Origin of the sequence: Lentzea roselyniae, from assembly GCF_039537795.1 — a bacterium.
In the GTDB taxonomy this organism is placed as follows: Bacteria; Actinomycetota; Actinomycetes; order Mycobacteriales; family Pseudonocardiaceae; genus Lentzea; species Lentzea atacamensis.
The window spans coordinates 121906-137626 of sequence record NZ_BAABBE010000016.1; the positions used below are offsets into that span (position 1 = coordinate 121906).

15 protein-coding genes are annotated in these 15721 nt (G+C 69.3%); 5 read left to right on the forward strand and 10 right to left on the reverse strand.

The window, feature by feature from the left end:
* Positions 1 to 31: 31 nt before the first annotated feature.
* From ABFX45_RS27525 to ABFX45_RS27540, 4 genes are all read right to left on the reverse strand, one after another.
* Positions 32 to 1531 (reverse strand): arabinofuranosidase catalytic domain-containing protein, encoded by a 1500-nt coding sequence (locus ABFX45_RS27525; protein WP_346132905.1) that lies wholly within the window; start codon positions 1529 to 1531, stop codon positions 32 to 34.
* A gap of 261 nt (positions 1532 to 1792) precedes the next feature.
* Positions 1793 to 2707: a S1 family peptidase gene (locus ABFX45_RS27530; RefSeq protein WP_346132908.1), complete on the reverse strand. Its 915-nt coding sequence runs from the start codon at positions 2705 to 2707 to the stop codon at positions 1793 to 1795.
* Between the two features lie 109 nt (positions 2708 to 2816).
* Positions 2817 to 4616, reverse strand: a complete 1800-nt coding sequence (locus ABFX45_RS27535; protein WP_346132910.1) for an RICIN domain-containing protein — start codon at positions 4614 to 4616, stop codon at positions 2817 to 2819.
* A gap of 133 nt (positions 4617 to 4749) precedes the next feature.
* Positions 4750 to 5277, reverse strand: coding sequence for an RICIN domain-containing protein (locus tag ABFX45_RS27540; RefSeq protein WP_346132912.1), 528 nt, complete (start codon positions 5275 to 5277; stop codon positions 4750 to 4752).
* 29 nt (positions 5278 to 5306) lie between these two features.
* Between ABFX45_RS27540 and ABFX45_RS27545 the strand changes: the two genes are divergently transcribed.
* Both ABFX45_RS27545 and ABFX45_RS27550 read left to right on the forward strand, forming a co-directional pair.
* Complete coding sequence (locus ABFX45_RS27545) at positions 5307 to 6077, forward strand: MOSC domain-containing protein (protein WP_346133001.1); 771 nt, start codon at positions 5307 to 5309, stop codon at positions 6075 to 6077.
* Between the two features lie 48 nt (positions 6078 to 6125).
* Positions 6126 to 7034 (forward strand): aminoglycoside phosphotransferase family protein, encoded by a 909-nt coding sequence (locus tag ABFX45_RS27550; RefSeq protein ID WP_346132914.1) that lies wholly within the window; start codon positions 6126 to 6128, stop codon positions 7032 to 7034.
* Between the two features lie 244 nt (positions 7035 to 7278).
* Here ABFX45_RS27550 and ABFX45_RS27555 read toward each other — a convergent pair whose 3' ends face one another.
* From ABFX45_RS27555 to ABFX45_RS27580, 6 genes are all read right to left on the reverse strand, one after another.
* Positions 7279 to 8184, reverse strand: a complete 906-nt coding sequence (locus ABFX45_RS27555; RefSeq protein WP_346132917.1) for an AAA family ATPase — start codon at positions 8182 to 8184, stop codon at positions 7279 to 7281.
* 169 nt (positions 8185 to 8353) lie between these two features.
* Positions 8354 to 8695, reverse strand: coding sequence for an L-rhamnose mutarotase (locus ABFX45_RS27560; RefSeq protein ID WP_109638221.1), 342 nt, complete (start codon positions 8693 to 8695; stop codon positions 8354 to 8356).
* 19 nt (positions 8696 to 8714) lie between these two features.
* Positions 8715 to 9896: a mandelate racemase/muconate lactonizing enzyme family protein gene (locus ABFX45_RS27565; RefSeq protein ID WP_109638222.1), complete on the reverse strand. Its 1182-nt coding sequence runs from the start codon at positions 9894 to 9896 to the stop codon at positions 8715 to 8717.
* Position 9897: 1 nt separating this feature from the next.
* Positions 9898 to 10725, reverse strand: a complete 828-nt coding sequence (locus ABFX45_RS27570) for a carbohydrate ABC transporter permease (protein WP_346132920.1) — start codon at positions 10723 to 10725, stop codon at positions 9898 to 9900.
* The gene (locus ABFX45_RS27575; RefSeq protein ID WP_346132922.1) at positions 10725 to 11693 is read right to left on the reverse strand and encodes a carbohydrate ABC transporter permease; all 969 of its coding nucleotides are present in this window, start codon (positions 11691 to 11693) and stop codon (positions 10725 to 10727) included. Before ABFX45_RS27575 ends, ABFX45_RS27570 begins: the two co-directional genes overlap by 1 nt.
* A gap of 5 nt (positions 11694 to 11698) precedes the next feature.
* The gene (locus ABFX45_RS27580) at positions 11699 to 12973 is read right to left on the reverse strand and encodes an ABC transporter substrate-binding protein (RefSeq protein ID WP_346132924.1); all 1275 of its coding nucleotides are present in this window, start codon (positions 12971 to 12973) and stop codon (positions 11699 to 11701) included.
* A gap of 154 nt (positions 12974 to 13127) precedes the next feature.
* On the opposite strand from ABFX45_RS27580, the gene ABFX45_RS27585 reads away from it, so the two are divergent.
* The 3 genes from ABFX45_RS27585 (at position 13128) to ABFX45_RS27595 (ending at position 15699) form a co-directional block, all read left to right on the forward strand.
* Positions 13128 to 13901: a FadR/GntR family transcriptional regulator gene (locus ABFX45_RS27585; protein WP_109638226.1), complete on the forward strand. Its 774-nt coding sequence runs from the start codon at positions 13128 to 13130 to the stop codon at positions 13899 to 13901.
* Between the two features lie 90 nt (positions 13902 to 13991).
* Positions 13992 to 14744 (forward strand): SDR family NAD(P)-dependent oxidoreductase, encoded by a 753-nt coding sequence (locus ABFX45_RS27590; RefSeq protein WP_109638227.1) that lies wholly within the window; start codon positions 13992 to 13994, stop codon positions 14742 to 14744.
* Complete coding sequence (locus ABFX45_RS27595) at positions 14737 to 15699, forward strand: aldo/keto reductase (RefSeq protein WP_346132927.1); 963 nt, start codon at positions 14737 to 14739, stop codon at positions 15697 to 15699. Before ABFX45_RS27590 ends, ABFX45_RS27595 begins: the two co-directional genes overlap by 8 nt.
* Positions 15700 to 15721: the final 22 nt, after the last annotated feature.

Consider the following 15721-nt stretch of genomic DNA (forward strand, 5'->3'; position numbering starts at 1 on the left):
CACCGGTCCATGCGCGGTAAAGGCGACTACGTCATCCGAACGACCACTGCTGGTTGCTGCCGCCGTGGCACGTCCACAGGATGATCTTGGTGCCGTTGGCGGTGGCGGCGCCGTTGACGTCCAGGCAGATCCCCGACTGCGTGCCGGTGATGGTGCCGTTGGCGTTGAACTGCCAGCGCTGACCCGCTCCGCCGTCGCACGGGGCGATCACCACGGCGGTGCCGGGGCTCGTCTGGTTGTTCTGGGCCGCCGCACACCTGGTGTCGTCTCCACTGTAGACGGTCAGCTGACCGGACGCGGTGCGCGTCCAGGTCTGGTTGGTTCCGCTGTGGCAGTCCCAGATCTGCAGCGGGGTGCCCGCTGTGGTGCTTCCGGCGTTGACGTCCAGGCACCTGCCGGAGGCCAGCCCGCGGACCGCCCCTGTCGTACCGCTGCCGCCCGTGCTGTAGCCGGCCGCGATGATGTTGGCCTGCACGGCGTTCTCGGTCGCGTCGGACGGGTAGCCCGACACCATCGCGCCTTCGTAGAAGGTGCCCGCGCTGAGGTTGGCGCCGCCGCCCGGCTTGCAGCAGTCGCCGCCGCTGCCGAGGATGATCGCGCCCTGTTTCTTCATGGGGCTGTAGCCGGGCGGCAGCGAGCCGTCCCACAACGTCGTCATCGAGCCGGACTGCGCGTTGCCACCCTTGAGCGCGAACCGCGTCGTGCCGTTGTTCTTCAGCATCGCCGTCACGAACTTGTTGGGGAACGCCCGCTGGTTGGGGTTCCACTGCTGGCTGCCGCCGGAGTAGAGCCCCCACTCCAGGTCGGCCTGGACCCAGGGGCCCGTGCCGGCGCAGCCGCCGAACCAGCACTGCGTGCTGAAGTTGATGGCGTCCATCGCGCCGGCTGCGTCCGCGCTCCTGGTCGTCTCGCTGTTGCCGTAGTCGAAGCAGCAGCCGCTGTTGACGTGCGTGCCGCTGGTGACCATGTACATGCCTTCCGGCGCGCTGCCCGTGGGGACGCCGGTCAGGTGCCCGTCACGCCAGTAGCTGTTGCCGGGGTTGATGTAGAGCGAGTAGGCCTTGTCGCCTCCTACGGTGAGCGACTCGGAGGTCGCGATCGCCGGCCTGCTCTGGTTCGAGCCGGGAACGACGCTCGATCCCTGGTACCACAGGTCGTTCCCGCGCCCGGACTGGTCGTAGACCACCGTGATCACACAGGTGGTGCCGGCGCAGAACGCGTCCTGCGGAGCCGAGTTCGCGTTGCCGCCGGCGGTCAGCACGCCGATGTTCCTGGTCGTGTTGTCCGACGAACGCCTGACTTGGTAAAGGTTTCCGTTGTACGAGCCGTAGAGCGCCCGCACCGTGCTGTGCGCGGCGACGCAGGGTGTGCCGCCGGAAGCGTAGATGTCGCACGGGCCCGTGGTGGCTGCTGCCGCCGGTGCCGGTGACGTCACCGCCGTCACCGGCACCACGGCCAGCACCACCGCCACGCACATGCCCACCGCCGCCGGCAACCGTCGCGTCGCACTGCCTTGAGCCTTCGCTGTCATGAGCCGCTCCACTGCGTTGTGGCGCCCGGTCAGCCGTGGCATCACGGGCGAAGCTTCCAGCAGGTATCCGACTCATCCCGGGACGTCGATCCACGAAGTGCGTGGTCACTGGCGGCGGGCTACCCGGGAGCCTTCTTCGAAGAAGAGAGCCTGAATAACACATAAGAGCGGTCTCAGCACGTGCGGTCAAGACATGAGACTGACTTATCCTCCGATCTTCTCAACTTCGCGCACCCCAACTGCCGGAGCCGGGCTCATGTCCTAGTTGGACTGTCCACCGCCGATGCGCGCGCCGACAGCGGCGAGCGCGGCTCGCACGGGCTGGAAGAACGTCACGCCACCGTTGCGGCAGTCACCGCTGCCGCCGGACGTGAGGCCGATCGCGTTGCCGTTGGCCGAGAACAGCGGACCACCGCTGTCCCCGCCCTCCGCGCACACGGTCGTCTGGATGAGCCCGGTGACGGTGCCCTCCGGATAGTTCACCGTGGCGTTGAGCGCGGTGACCCGGCCAGAGCGCAGCCCCGTCGTGCTGCCCATCCGCTGCACCTGCGTGCCGACCCGTGCGTCCGCCGCGCGCACGATCCGGACCTTGCGCCGCTGGCCGGTGTCGACCTCGCTCGGCGCGTTGGTGTTCGCGTTGTCGTAGGTGAGCAGCGCGAAGTCGCCCTGGCCGGGGAACGTCGACTCCTGGACGGTCGCGACGGGCCTGCCACCGGGCGTCAGCGACATCCGTTGCGCGGCCTGCACGCAGTGCCCGGCGGTGAGGAACCCGGGTTGCCCGTCCGCGGTCGTGACGTTGAAGCCGAGCGAGCAGCGGCTGCGCCCGGCGAAGATCGCGTCACCGCCCTCGGCGAACGGCCGGAACGTACCTGATGTCCTGGTGAGCTTCGCCCTCGAGCCGAACGAGTCCACAGTGGAGACCAGGATGTTCCAGCGGTCACCCGTCACCGTGCTGTCGGCGGTCACGAGCACCTTGTTCGTGCCGGGGTCCACCGCCCAGGCGGTACCGGGAATCGCCGCCTTCTCCCGCAGGGTGTTCGTGATCGCCAGCGGCGCCTCCTCGTCGTCGGGTGCCGCCTGGGTGTTGGTGATCGTGACCGCCGTGGCGGCCACGACCAGCACACCGACGGCGGCTGCCGCACCCTTGATCCCACGGCTCTTCCAGTGCCTGCCCAACGGTGACCTCCGGTTTGATCGAGTCTCTGCCGAGGCGTACGGGCGGAAGCGACTCGATGGTTCACCTGGAGGGCCGTTGGGGTTTTGTCAAGCCTCCGATCGTCTCGTGCTAGCGGCCCCAGAGCCTCCAGGTCTGGTTGAGATCACCTGACTGGCCGGAAGGCTTGCAGGTCCACTGGATGATCCGGGCGCCGGCGGCCGAGGAGACCCCGTTGACGTCGACGCACTTGCCGCTGTGACGTGCGACGAGCTGGTAGTCGTGAGGATCGTTGCCGCCGTACGTGACCTTCCGCAGCGTGTACTGCTGGCTGGCCGAACCGGGCGCGCAGGTGTTCTGCACGACCGTGGCGACGTCGGCGGTCGATGAGCCGCTGACGTCGAGACACTTGCCCGACTGCTGGTTCACCACGGTGTAGGTGTCGGCCACGCCGGCCACCGGGGTGAAGTTCCACAGCTGCTGGTCGCCGCCCTCGCAGTAGAACTGCTGCTGCAGGTTGCCGTCGGCACCGCTGAGGTTCGTGTTGTCCAGGCACTGCTGGGAGTGCTGAGCGGCGGCGACGGTCTGGAAACCGCTCTCCGAGGGCGGCAGCAACGTGATCGTGAACGTCTCGTCGACGTTGTTGTGCGGCACGTTGACCGTCGTTGCGTTGCCGCTCAACGACACCACCGTGTTCTGGACGGTGACGGGGCCCTGGACGGCACCACCGTTGTTGTGCGGGATGCGCTGGACGAGCACTCGCACCTGGTTGTTCTGCACGATGCCGGTCGTGGTGTCCAGGCGTTGCAGGGCGACCGCGACGTTGCCGGTCGTGCTGCCGCCGCCGACGAGGACCTTCGCCACGCCGTTCGCCTTGGTGGCGAACGAGTCGTACGACTGGCTCGCTGTCGTGGCCACGATCTGGCCGGTCTGCGAGGCGTAGAACCGGTAGACCCACCACTCGCCCTTGGGCTGGTGCTGTCCCGCGGAGTTGCGGACGAGCAGGTTGCCGAGATCGTTGTGCAGGTTCCCGGCGCTCGCCCAGTTGGCCCGGAGGCCGTCGGCGCCGGCTCGCTCCAGCCGTGCGATGTACCACGAGCCGTCGCCGGGGTTCTGCTCGTTGCCGGCGCCGTACTCGTTGATCTGGTACGGCCGCGGGTGCGGGATGCCGCGCGCGTCGAGCGTCTGGTTCGCCACCGCCACGTTCGTCACCGGGTCGCCGGGCAGCGAGTGCCAGCTGATGAAGTCCGGCACGACGTTGTTGGCACGGATGAAGTCCAGGTACTGCGGCCACCACCCGCCGGTCGACGGCACGCCCGCGAGGCTCGGCCCGACGATCAGCTGTGTGGGGAAGGCCGCACGCACGCGTTGGTAGGTGCGCCGCCACAGCTCGAAGTACTGGGACTGCGGGCGGTTCCAGAACAGCGTGATGTTGGGTTCGTTCCAGAGGTCCCACTGCACGGGCACGCCGGTCGCCCGCACGTCGTTGATCAGGCGGGTGAGGAAGTTGTCGTAGTCGGTCCAGTTGCCGTTGTCGCCGGGGAAGCGCGAGATCGGATACCCGTCGGCACCCCACAGGTCGTGGGGGAGCAGGACGAACTCGCCGCCCAGCGCGCGGGTGCGCAACAGCTGGGCGCGCGTCGAGTTCCAGCGGCGGTCGTACTTGCCGGACACCCAGCCGCCGGGACTGTCGAGCTGGGCGCCGCCGGCACGCATGTACCGGAACTTGACGTCGCGGAAGAAGTGGTCGGCGGGCCCCGTGCCGTTCTCCGTCATGCCGTAGATCCAGCCGGAGGCGCGGTAGGTGGGTGTGCCGTTCGTGACGGAGAAGTTGACGCTGATGGACTCGTTCGCGGCGTGGGCCGGTGCCGCGAACGCGAAGACAGATGCCAGTACGGCCAGGACGGCAGTGCTGGTTCGTCGTTGAACCATGAGGACTCCGAAACTGGTCAGGGGAGACGGAGACTCGAACCGGTTCGATCGAGAAGTGAAAGTACGCGCAGTCTGGCCTTCACGGCAAGGCTCCAGAGAGTCGAACCGGTTCGGCTGCATCGGCCGCTCCTGGTCACACCCAGACGACCTGCCACTGCTGGTTGGCCACACCGTTGGCCGGCCACGCGATCACGCGGGCGCCGTCGGCCTTGGAGCTGCCGTCCACGTCCGCGTACAGGCCGGTGCGCACGTTCACGAGGTTGACGTGACCGCCGCCCGCGTCGACGAGCTTCCACCGCTGGTCGTCGGTGCCGGTGTCCGTCCACTGGCCGAGCAGGTCGCCCTGGGCGGCGCTGCGGCTGCCCAGCACCTTGCCGCTGTGCCGGGCGGCGAGGCGGAACGAGCCGTCGGCGTTGGGGAGCAGCTGCCACTGCTGGTTGGCACTGCCCGACCAGGTCCACTGGATCACCCCGGCGCCGTCGCCGGTCCCCGCGCCGTTGACGTCGAGTACCTTGCCGCTGTTGCGGTCGACGAGCCGGCACCAGCCGTTCTGCAGCGACACGGTGACGTCGGTGCGTTGCCCGGCGACCAGGGTGACCTGCCGGGCGTGCGGGCCGAGCGGCGACGGCGCGACCGATGCCGTGGTGGTCACGGACGTCATGCCGCGCCGGCTGATCCTTCGTTCACGCGCTGACCTCGTATCCGATCAAGGGATGTGCCGGTGTCGCAGTGGAACGGGCGGAGGTCACCCCGACAGGGTTGCCGCACGACCGGCTGTTCGCGGTGGTCGGGCCGGACGGTGCGATGGTCTGGCAGGGCGAGTCGCCGCGGCTCGTCACGATCCGTGGCCGGCTGCTGCACGACAACGCGAAGCTGGAGTTGAGCGCACCCGGCGCCGGCGAGCTGGTGCTGGACGTGGCGGCGGACGGAGAGTCCCTGCCGGTGGACGTCGAGAAGTGGCCGGGATCCGGGATCGACCAGGGCGCCGAGGCGGCCGAGTGGGTGTCAGGAGTGCTCGGCAGGCCGGCCCGGCTGGTGCGCGAGCCGGACAGGGCGAGCCGGGCCCGGAGTGCGTCCGACCCGACGGCGCTGCTGGTCCTCTCACTGTCCTCATTGGACGACTTGAACGCGCGGATCGCGGAGCGCGGTGCGGATCCGGTTCCGATGGACCGGTTCCGGCCCAACGTCGTGATCAGCGGCTGGCCCGAACCGCACACCGAGGACAGGGTGAGCCGGATGACGGTCGGTGGCGCCGAGATCGGCTTCGGCGAGCTGGCCATCCGCTGCGCGGTCACCCTCGTCGACCAGTCGGCAGGCGTGCGTGCCGGTCCCGAGCCGTTGCGCACTTTGGCCGGCTATCGCCGCGAACCCGACGGCGTCAGCTTCGGCATGAAGGCGGCCGTGCTCACCTCCGGCGGCATCGCGGTCGGTGACGGCGTCACCGTCACCGAGTGGCGGTGACCCGAAAACTCGTTGCCGCACGCGACGACCGGACTGGATGATCACCGCATGGCATCAGCTCCCGCGGACGGCCGCGCCGGCATCGACGCCGCTCTCGTCAAACGTCTGATCGCCGCCCAGTTCCCGAGGTGGAGCGACCTGGCGGTGATCCCGGTCGAGGTCGACGGGTGGGACAACCGGACCTACCGCCTCGGCGACGACATGACGGTGCGATTGCCCACCGCGGCCGGCTACGTACCCGCTGTCGCAAAGGAAAACCACTGGCTGCCCAGACTGGCGCCGGCACTGCCGGTCACCGTGCCCGCCGTGCTGGCCACGGGTGTCCCCGGCGAGGGATATCCGTTCCCCTGGTCCGTGCGCGGGTGGGTGCCAGGACGGACGGCCGATCCGGACCACGTCGACGACCTGTCCCAGTTCGCGATCTCGGTGGCCGAGTTCCTCCGCGCCCTTCAACGCTGCGACACCGCTGGTGGCCCGCTCGCGGGGGCGCACAGCTTCTACCGGGGAGCGTCGCCGGCCCACTACGACGAAGAGACCCGCCGTTGCCTGGCCGAGCTCGACGGCCGCGTCGACACCACTCGGGCCGCCGCGGTCTGGGAGGCCGCCCTGGCCGCGGAGCACAGCGGTGAGCCGGTGTGGTTCCACGGCGACGTCGCCAGCGGCAACCTCCTGGTGGCGGACGGAAAGCTGACAGCCGTCATCGACTTCGGCACCTGTGGTGTCGGCGACCCGGCCTGTGACCTGGTGATCGCCTGGACGATGTTCTCCGGCGACAGCCGGCGAGCTTTCCGGGACGCGGTCGGCCAGGACGAAGGCACCTGGGCCCGCGCCAGGGGGTGGGCGCTGTGGAAAGCCATGCTGACCCTTGCCGGGTGCGGGGACGGCGACCGCGAACGGGCTGCCGTCAACCAGCGCGTGATCGACGAGGTGCTGGCCGACCACGACAGCGCCGGCTGAGACGTGTCCCGCGCACCTCGGTGCCAGGCGCACCGCCTGGCCCCGAGCGGTCGTCACCCAATCAGGTTCCGCTGCTGGTTCACGCCGCCCCAGCAGTCCCGCAGCTGCAGCTTCGTGCCATTGCCCGTGCCCTGACCGCTCGCCTCGAGACACTTCCCGGACTGCGCCGGGATGCTGCCGGCGCCGGGTCTGCTGCGGCGCGGGGCACTTCGAGGATGGCACGACAGGCAAACACGTTGCGCCGTCAGGCGATGATGTGCCGTATGACCGCGGCAAGGGACCGCTCACGTGGTTGAACGGTATCCAGTGTGAGCGCCTCTCCGTTCCAGGAGGGAAAACTTGCCAGTCGCTGCTGCACGTCGTGCCAGTCGCCCGAGTCGTGCCAGCCGGGGATGCCACGGCTGCGGCCTTCGAGCCTGGCACGGTGGACTTCCGGGTCGGAGCACTGGCACACGACCACGCGGAACTCCGCACCGGCCCGGCGCGCCAGGCTACGCCAGCGGTCCCTGGTCGCGACCTGTTCGGTGGGATGATCGAGGATGACGGACTGTCCGGCGAGGAGTTGCCGGAGAGCGAGCGTGGTCAGCATCTCCTGGGCGATGGCCAGTGGATCCTCGAAGTAGCGACCGCCGAACGGGGTCAGCGCGCCGAGCAACCAGTCCGTGGCGAAGACCGGGATCCCCAGCTCGGCTCCCGCCGCGTCGGCCAGCGTGCTCTTTCCGCTGCCGGGCAACCCGGAGAACACCACCAGTCGAGCATCCGTGGCGACGGAAGGCAGGTCGTAGTCCGTGAAATCGGCCGGCAATCTCGGTGTCAGATCGGTCGGCACCAGTCCGGCAACCCACGTGGAGGTGATTCGATGCGGCGGTGCGGCCTCGACGACGCAGGAAACGACATCAACGGTGCCGTCGTGACGGCGCATCCGCGCCCGCGCGGTGGTCTCGCCGACGTCGAGACCGACCACGACGACCGGCGCGTAGCCGGCAGCTCGACCGCGGGTGACCTCGACGTACCTCTCGGGCGTGACGACGGCGGTGAACGCAGCCGCGAACACGTCGGACGCGTCAGCTCCCCAGCCGGGTTTCCCGTCCAGGCCGTCGAGAATCCATTCCAGCCGCGCCAGGGCAGGACTGGCCGCGAAACGTTGCACTGTTCCCCCTGGCGAGGTGGTTGAGGCGAGTCGATCAAGCCTAGCGAGCCTGACCGGACACGGGCCGGACGTTCGCCCACGACTGAAAGAGACCGCTGTGGCAGACCTGATCTGGTCACGGGAAAGGGTGCGGCACCCGGGTTTCTCCGGGGCCGCACCCTCGCCGCGCTCAGGCGGGATCTTCGAGGTGCCAGACCTCCTGCATCGGCGCCCACCAACTGCCGGAGCCGCGCTCGGCCAGCGACTCCTGGCAGGGATCGGTGAGCGTCCACCAGCGCTGCGTCTCCGGGTCGGCAGCGATGCGCATCTGGTCGGCGTCGTGGTCGTCACCGATGTACTCGTAGTAGCCGAACAGCAGGTCGCCGTGCAGGAAGATGGTGAAGTTGCGCATGTTGGCGTCCAGCATCGTCTTTTCGACAGCGGGCCAGACGGCCGAGTGCAGCCGCAGGTACTCCTCGCGCCGTTCCGGGCGCAGCCGGATCACCATGCCGTAGCGCTGTGGGCGGTTCATGTTCTTGTTCCTTTCCCCGCTAGGCGTTGAGCACGGTGCTTTCGACCTCGCCGTCCACCCCGGCCGGGTGCAGGCGATGGCCGGCACGTTCCGGCCGGATGTGGGAGCCGCCGGAGGTCGGGTGGGGAACGAGGTGGCTCGCGGCGGCGATCGCGTCCTCGTCGATGCCCACGCCGAGGCCCGGACTGTCGCCGAGTACGTAGGCCCCGTCCTCGACGTGCAGGTCGACGGAGACGCCGACGGGTGGCTGGAGGTCCTGCAGTTCGCTCACGAGGTGGTTGGGGATCGACGTGGCGGCGTGCAGCAGGCCGACCGGTGTCGTGCCGATGGGGCTGACGGGCAGGTCGTGGGCGTGCGCGAGGGTGGCGACCCGCAGGAAGTGGGTGATGCCCCAGACGGCGGCCGTCTGGACGATGTCCACGGCACCGGCGGTGATGAGCGGGCGGTGCTGTTCGAGGCCGGTGAGGTTCTCGCCGGTGGCGACCGAGGCGCGGACACCGCGGCCGACCGTCTTGTGCCCTGCCACGTCCCAGCGCCGCACCGGCTCCTCGATCCACGTCAGGTCGAGGGTCCGTTCCAGCTCGCCGACGTGGCGGACCGCCTGCTTGCGCGTCCAGGCCTCGTTGACGTCCAGCATCAGGCTCGGCCGCGCGCCGAGGCCGGCGTCGATCAGCAGGTCGCGGATGAGGGTGAGGCGGTGCCGGTCGCGGTCGATGTCGAGACCGCCCTTGATCTTCGCCGCGCGCAGCCCGTGTGAGGCGTAGGTCTGGTACGCCGCGATGAGCTCTTCGTCGTTCAGCGCGATGTCCAGGCCCGAGGCGTAGGCGGGCACGCGGCGGTCGCGCCCGCCGAGCAGCCGCCACAGGGGTTCTCCCGCCGCCTGGGCCTTGATGTCCCACAACGCCGTGTCGAGAGCGCCGATCGTGCCGAAGACCGCACCGGCGTGGCCCGCCTTGAACGTCCGGCGCAGCATCCGGTCGTACAGCGCGGTGACGGAACGCGGGTCCTCGCCCTCGATGGCGGCGAAGACGGTCTCGATCTCCACGTGGGGCCCGAGCCCGACACCGGTGATGCCTTCGTCGGTCTCGACGACGACGATCGGGACCCGGACGAGGCCGTCGGCGTAGACGCCGTTGGCGTCACCGACCGGCCGGCCCCAGTCCTGGACCGTGGTGAGAGTCCGGTAGCGAGTGATGCGCATGTCAGCCCTTCGTGGACCCGGCGGTGACACCGTCGGCGATCTGGCGTTGCAGGAACAGGTAGACGATCAGGACCGGTATCGCGGCGATCAGCACACCTGAGGCGAACGTCGGGATGTCGTCGGAGTACTGACCGCGCAACGACGTGACGCCGACCATGAGCGTGCGGTGTTCGGCGGACGGCATCATCAGCAACGAGATGAGCACGTCGTTCCAGCAGAACAGGGCGTTGAGCACGCCGACGGACAGCAGTGCCGGCGCGCCGATCGGGAGCATGATCCGCCAGTAGACGCCGTAGACCGTGTTCCCGTCGATGCGCGCGGCGTCGATGATCTCCGGTGGCACTGTCGAGTAGTAGCTGGTCAGCAGGAAGATCGTGAACGGCAGGAACTGCGCCACGTACGCGAGGATCAGGCCGGGGTAGGTGTCGACCAGGCCGGTGTCGGCCATGATCCGCGCCAGCGGCACCATGATCACCTGGAACGGGATGAACAACGCGGCGAGGATCGCCAGGAACAGCGTGGAGGAGCCGCGGAAGCGCAGCCGGGCGAGCGCGAAACCCGCCATCGAGCCGAGCAACAGCAGCAGCGCCACCGAGCACGCCACGACGATCACCGAGTTCAGGAAGTACCGGGACATCCCGACGCTCGTCCACGCCTTGACGATGTTGTCCCAGCTCAGCGAGTCGGCCAGGGAGAACCGGTCGAGGACGTACTCGCGACGGGTCTTCATGGCGACGTTGGTGGTGAACACCAGGGGATAGATCGTGGCCAGCGCGAGCGCGGCCATCGGGATCGCGACGACCCACCTGGTCAGCCGGGTGCCCGACATCAGTCCTCCTTGCCGGCGCGTCGCAGGATGCCGATCTGGGCCAGTCCCACCACGAGCATGATCAGGAAAAGCGCTGTGGACGCCGCGGAGGCGAGCGCGGGCTGGTTCATCTGTCCCTGCTGGATCCAGACGTAGTACTCGGGCAGGTAGGTCGACCCCTCCGGCCCACCGCTGGTCATCACGTACACCAGGCCGAACATCGACGTCAGCATGCCGATCATCGTCGTCACGAAGACGAACTGGATCGTGCGCGAGAGGCTCGGAACGATGACGTGCCAGATGGTCTGCGGCAGCGACGCACCGTCCACTTTGGCCGCGTCCAGCAGCGAGGAGTCCAGCGTGGCGAACCCGGCCAGGAAGACGACCAGAGCCATGCCGAACGTCGCCCAGACGTGGACGCCGACGACCGCGAAGATCGCCACGTCAGGGTCGCCGAGCCAGTCCACCGGCCCGATGCCGAGGCCGCCGAGCAGTGCGTTGAGCGGACCGTCGAAGGCCAGCAGCAGGTTGAAGATCGCGCCGACGATCACGGGGGAGAGCACGGCTGGGAAGAAGTAGACACCGCGGTAGACCCGGTGTCCCGGCACCTTCAGGAAGATGAAGGTCGCGAGCAGACCGGGAATCGCCACCGCCACCGGCAGCAGCAGCACGAGCAGGCCGACGTTGCGCAACGCGGTGCGGAAGAGCGGATCGCCGAGCAGGGTGAGGTAGTTGTCGAACCCGACCATCATGCCGTCGCGGTCGCCGTCACCGGTGAAGGAGAAGTTGATGCCGAGCACCAGGGGCCACAGCCGCAGCCCGACGATGATCAGGACGGCCGGCGCCAGCAGCACCAGGGGCGCCAGGCGCTCGGCCCGTGTACCCCGGCGGTCGCGCCGTGCCGGTGGGGCGACCGGCCGTGGCGCGGCGGTCTCCCCGGTGGACCCGGCCGTGGCCGGGTCCACAGAGGACAGAGAGTGTACGGTCACGTCGATCAGCCGGTCGTGTCCGAGGCGGCGAGCTGCTGCAGCACCTCGTCCACCGTGATCGAACCGCTGAGCAGCTGCTGCGAGAGACGTCCCATGAGGTCGATCGTCTTGGACGACAGGGCGACGTGCAGCGCGGGCTTCCCGGTCTTGACCGCGGACACGATCGTCTTGACGGCCGGGCCGCCCTCGGCGGTGTCGATCGTGGTGTCGGACGCGATCGCGCCGCCGTCGAGGTAGAACGCCTTGAGCGCGTCGGTCGAGGTCAGTGAGCGCACGAGGTCCGAGGCGACCTTCGGGTCCTTGGTCCACTTGGCGACCGCGTAGCCGATGCCGCCGTCGTAGGCCAGGCTCGGCTTCGCCGCGGGGTTGACCAGGGGCGCCTGCATGACGCCGACCTTCTCCGGCGTGAGGAACTCGGCGAAGTCCTTCCAGTGCCCGACGTCGGACATCAGGCCGATGATGTTGGCCGCCTTGCCGGAGTTGAACGCGGCGAACGCGTCGTTGAACATCGCGGTGGAGTTGGCGCCGTCGGTGTTCAGACCGGAGTCACCTGCCTGCTTCCAGAGCTCGAAGATCTTCTTGACGTCCGGGGAGGACCAGTTGCGCTTGCCCGCGATCCAGTCGTCGTACTCCTGCGGCGTCAGCACCGCCGATCCCAGGGCCGACAACCAGAACTGGATGCCGATGCCTTCCTTGTTGCCCAGCGAGAAGCACCTGGCACCGGTCTTCTGCGTGACGGCACCGCAGTTCTTGACGAAGTCGTCCCAGGTCCTCGCGGGAGCGTCGGGGTTGAGGCCGGCCTTCTGGTAGAGGTCCTTGTTGTAGTAGATCGGGTGTCCCTGCAGGGTCACCGGCTCGGCGAAGATCTTGCCGTCCTTGGTGAACGCGTCCCAACCGGCCAGCCGCTGCTTGTCGTCGGCCACATAGGAGTCCAGCGGGGCGAGTGCGTCGGCGCGGTCGCGGATCTGCCCGCCGCCGTTGAAGAGGATGACATCAGGGCCCTTGCCGGACTGGATGGCCGCACCGAGCAGGGTGTAGTACTGGTCGAACGGCTGCGCCACGAACTCGACGTTCACGCCGGGGTGCTTCTTCGCGAAGTCGGCCTTGGCCTTCTGGACGTAGCCGGCCGCCTTCGCGTCGCCCGACTTCCAGTCCCAGACCACGAGCTTGTCGCTCGAACCGCCGGAGGAGTTACCCGGTCCAGAGGCGCTGCCGCAACCGGCGGCGGTCAACGCCAGCGCTGCCACAAGGGTGGCAGTCCATGGTGTGCGCTGCTTCATCGCTGCTCACTTCCCGAGAACGGTGGCCGGGCGGCAAAAGGCCCGACGAGGTGCGCTGAACGTAAGTCGTATGACGTATTACGTCAACGCCTCATTTTGGGTACACTTCCCGGCAGGCTCTCAGCGCCTGGCGCTGCCCACCACCGGAGGACAGATGACGGCATCAGGCCGGCGGCCGATCAGGACCGCGCCGACCGCCCCGAACTGGGCGCGCCGGCCGATGAACCTGACCGAGGCGGTCACCACGGACCTCGTGGGCCGCATCGTGCGTGGTGATCACGCGCCGGGGACGTCGCTGCCGCCGGAGCCCGCGTTGTGCGAGTCCTTCTCGGTCAGCAGGACGGTCGTCCGCGAGGCGATGAAAGTCCTGCAGGAAAAGGGTTTGGTCCAGGTGCGTCAGGGCGCGGGCACGATCGTGACCCCGCCGTCGACGTGGAACGTGCTCGACCAGCTCGTGCTGGGGGCGGTCGTCGCCGAGGACGAGACGCTGGGTGTGCTGGACGACCTGGTGGTCACCCGCCGGTTGCTGGAGTCGGACATGGCCCAGGTCGCCGCTCGCGCCGCCGACCCCGTGACCGTGGAGGCCCTGCGTGATCTCGTCGCGCTCATGGACCAGGTGCTGGACGACCCCGTCGCGTACCGCGAGCACGACCACGCGTTCCACGACACGATCATGCGGGCTTCCGGCAACCGGATCGCCAGAGGAGTCGTGCGGGCGCTGGAGAGCCAGGTCTTCAACACCGCCCGCTACATGGGCAGAACCGATCGCGACCTGTGCGCGGCCTCCAACGCGGGGCATCGCCGCATCTGCGAGCGGATCGCGGCGCACGACCCGGCCGGTGCCGCCGAGGCCATGTTCACCCACATCACCGAGGCTTGGCTCGTGCGGCGCAGCGACGCGGGAGAGCCGGGGCGCCTCGATCGTTAGCTCTGCCGCGGATCACCCGGCGGGACAGGGGTTCCGCCTGCGCGGCATGCCCTCACCTGTGCAGGAGACCGATGAACGGAGCGATTGGTCATGAGTGACTTCGACGGGCTGGTGGCTCTGGTCACCGGCGGCGGCTCGGGCATCGGCCGGAGCACGGCCGAGCTGCTGTCCGGCCGCGGTGCGCGGGTCGCCGTGCTCGATCTGGTGGCGAACGACCTGCCGGACGGCATGTTCTTCGTGCGCGCGGACGTCACGGACGACCAGAGCGTCCGAGCCGCCGTCGAGGCGGTGGTCGAACACTTCGGCGGCCTCGACGTGGTGGTGAACAACGCGGGCATCGGCGCGCAGGGTGACGTGAGCGCCGCGACCGACGACGAGTGGCTCAGGGTGCTCGACGTCAACGTGGTCGGGATGGCCAGGGTGGCCAGGGCTGCCCTGCCGCACCTGCGGAACTCCTCCGCCGCCGCCATCGTGAACACCGGCTCGATCGCCGGGACCGCCGGTCTGCCGCAGCGGGCCGTCTACTCGGCGAGCAAAGGCGCGGTGCACGCGCTGACCCGTGCTCTCGCCGCCGACCACGTCCGCGAGGGCATCCGGGTGAACGCGGTCGCACCCGGCACCGCGGACACTCCCTGGGTGCAGCGGTTGCTCGACTCGGCTCCGGATCCGGCGGCCGAGCGCGCGGCGCTGGAGGCCAGGCAGCCGCACGGCCGGTTGGTCAGTGCCGATGAGATCGCGACGGCGATCGCGTACCTCGCCAGCCCGTTGTCGGGTTCCACCACCGGAACCGTGCTCGCCGTCGACGGCGGCATGGACGCTCTGCGGTTGCGTCCCCGTGGCTGACGCCCTGCACCGGCTGGGGCTCGGTACGTCGCCGCTGGGCAACCTGTACGCCGAGGTGACCGACCGCGAGGCCCGCGCCGTGCTCGACGCGGCGTGGGAGTCCGGCGTCCGGATCTTCGACACGGCACCGCACTACGGGCTGGGCCTCGCGGAGAGGCGGCTCGGCGCGGCGCTGAAGGACCGGCCGCGCGACGAGTTCGTGTTGTCCACCAAGGTCGGCCGGTTGCTCGTGCCCGATCCGTCGGGCGAGGGACGGCTCGACGACGACGGCTTCGCGGTGCCGGCGCGGTGGCGCCGGGAGTGGGACTTCAGCGCGGACGGCGTGCGGCGCAGCCTGGAGTCGTCGCTGGAGCGGCTCGGGCTCGACCGGGTGGACGTGGTGTACCTGCACGATCCGGACGACCACTGGGAGCAGGCTTTCGGTGAGGCGCTGCCCGCGCTGGCCGAGCTGCGCGAGCAGGGTGTCGTCGGCGCCATCGGAGCCGGGATGAACCAGTGGCAGATGCTCGCCCGGTTCGCACGTGAGTCCTCCGTGGACGTGATTCTGCTCGCCGGCCGCTACACGTTGCTGGAACAGCCGGCACTGGCAGAGTTGCTGCCGTTGTGCGCTTCGCGCGGCGTGGACGTGCTCGCGGCGGGGTTGTTCAACTCCGGTCTGCTGGCACGGCAGGACGTGCCGGACGACGCCACCTACGACTACCGGACCGCGCCGGTGGACGTCGTCGGCCGCGCCCGGCGGATCGCCGCGGTGTGCGCGCGGCACGGCACGACGCTGCCTGCTGCCGCGCTGTGGTTCCCGTTCGGGCATCCGGCGGTGACCGGCGCGTTGATCGGCGCCCGCACCGAGGCTGAGCTTCGGGCGAACGTCGACGCCTTCGCCGCGCCTCCGCCGCCGGGGCTGTGGGCGGACCTGCGCGACGAAGGGCTGCTCGACGCCGGCACGCCCACCCCGTAACAGCTTCGAGGAAGAACGGAAG

Bases quoted from the DNA above. Each gene is read 5' to 3' on its own strand.
- ABFX45_RS27550 (WP_346132914.1), top strand. From the start codon at position 6,126: ATGGCATCAGCTCCCGCGGACGGCCGCGCCGGCATCGACGCCGCTCTC.
- ABFX45_RS27570 (WP_346132920.1), bottom strand. From the start codon at position 10,725: ATGTCGGGCACCCGGCTGACCAGGTGGGTCGTCGCGATCCCGATGGCC.
- ABFX45_RS27590 (WP_109638227.1), top strand. From the start codon at position 13,992: ATGAGTGACTTCGACGGGCTGGTGGCTCTGGTCACCGGCGGCGGCTCG.
- ABFX45_RS27540 (WP_346132912.1), bottom strand. From the start codon at position 5,277: ATGACGTCCGTGACCACCACGGCATCGGTCGCGCCGTCGCCGCTCGGC.
- ABFX45_RS27565 (WP_109638222.1), bottom strand. From the start codon at position 9,896: ATGCGCATCACTCGCTACCGGACTCTCACCACGGTCCAGGACTGGGGC.
- ABFX45_RS27560 (WP_109638221.1), bottom strand. From the start codon at position 8,695: ATGAACCGCCCACAGCGCTACGGCATGGTGATCCGGCTGCGCCCGGAA.
- ABFX45_RS27525 (WP_346132905.1), bottom strand. From the start codon at position 1,531: ATGACAGCGAAGGCTCAAGGCAGTGCGACGCGACGGTTGCCGGCGGCG.
- ABFX45_RS27580 (WP_346132924.1), bottom strand. From the start codon at position 12,973: ATGAAGCAGCGCACACCATGGACTGCCACCCTTGTGGCAGCGCTGGCG.
- ABFX45_RS27585 (WP_109638226.1), top strand. From the start codon at position 13,128: ATGACGGCATCAGGCCGGCGGCCGATCAGGACCGCGCCGACCGCCCCG.
- ABFX45_RS27535 (WP_346132910.1), bottom strand. From the start codon at position 4,616: ATGGTTCAACGACGAACCAGCACTGCCGTCCTGGCCGTACTGGCATCT.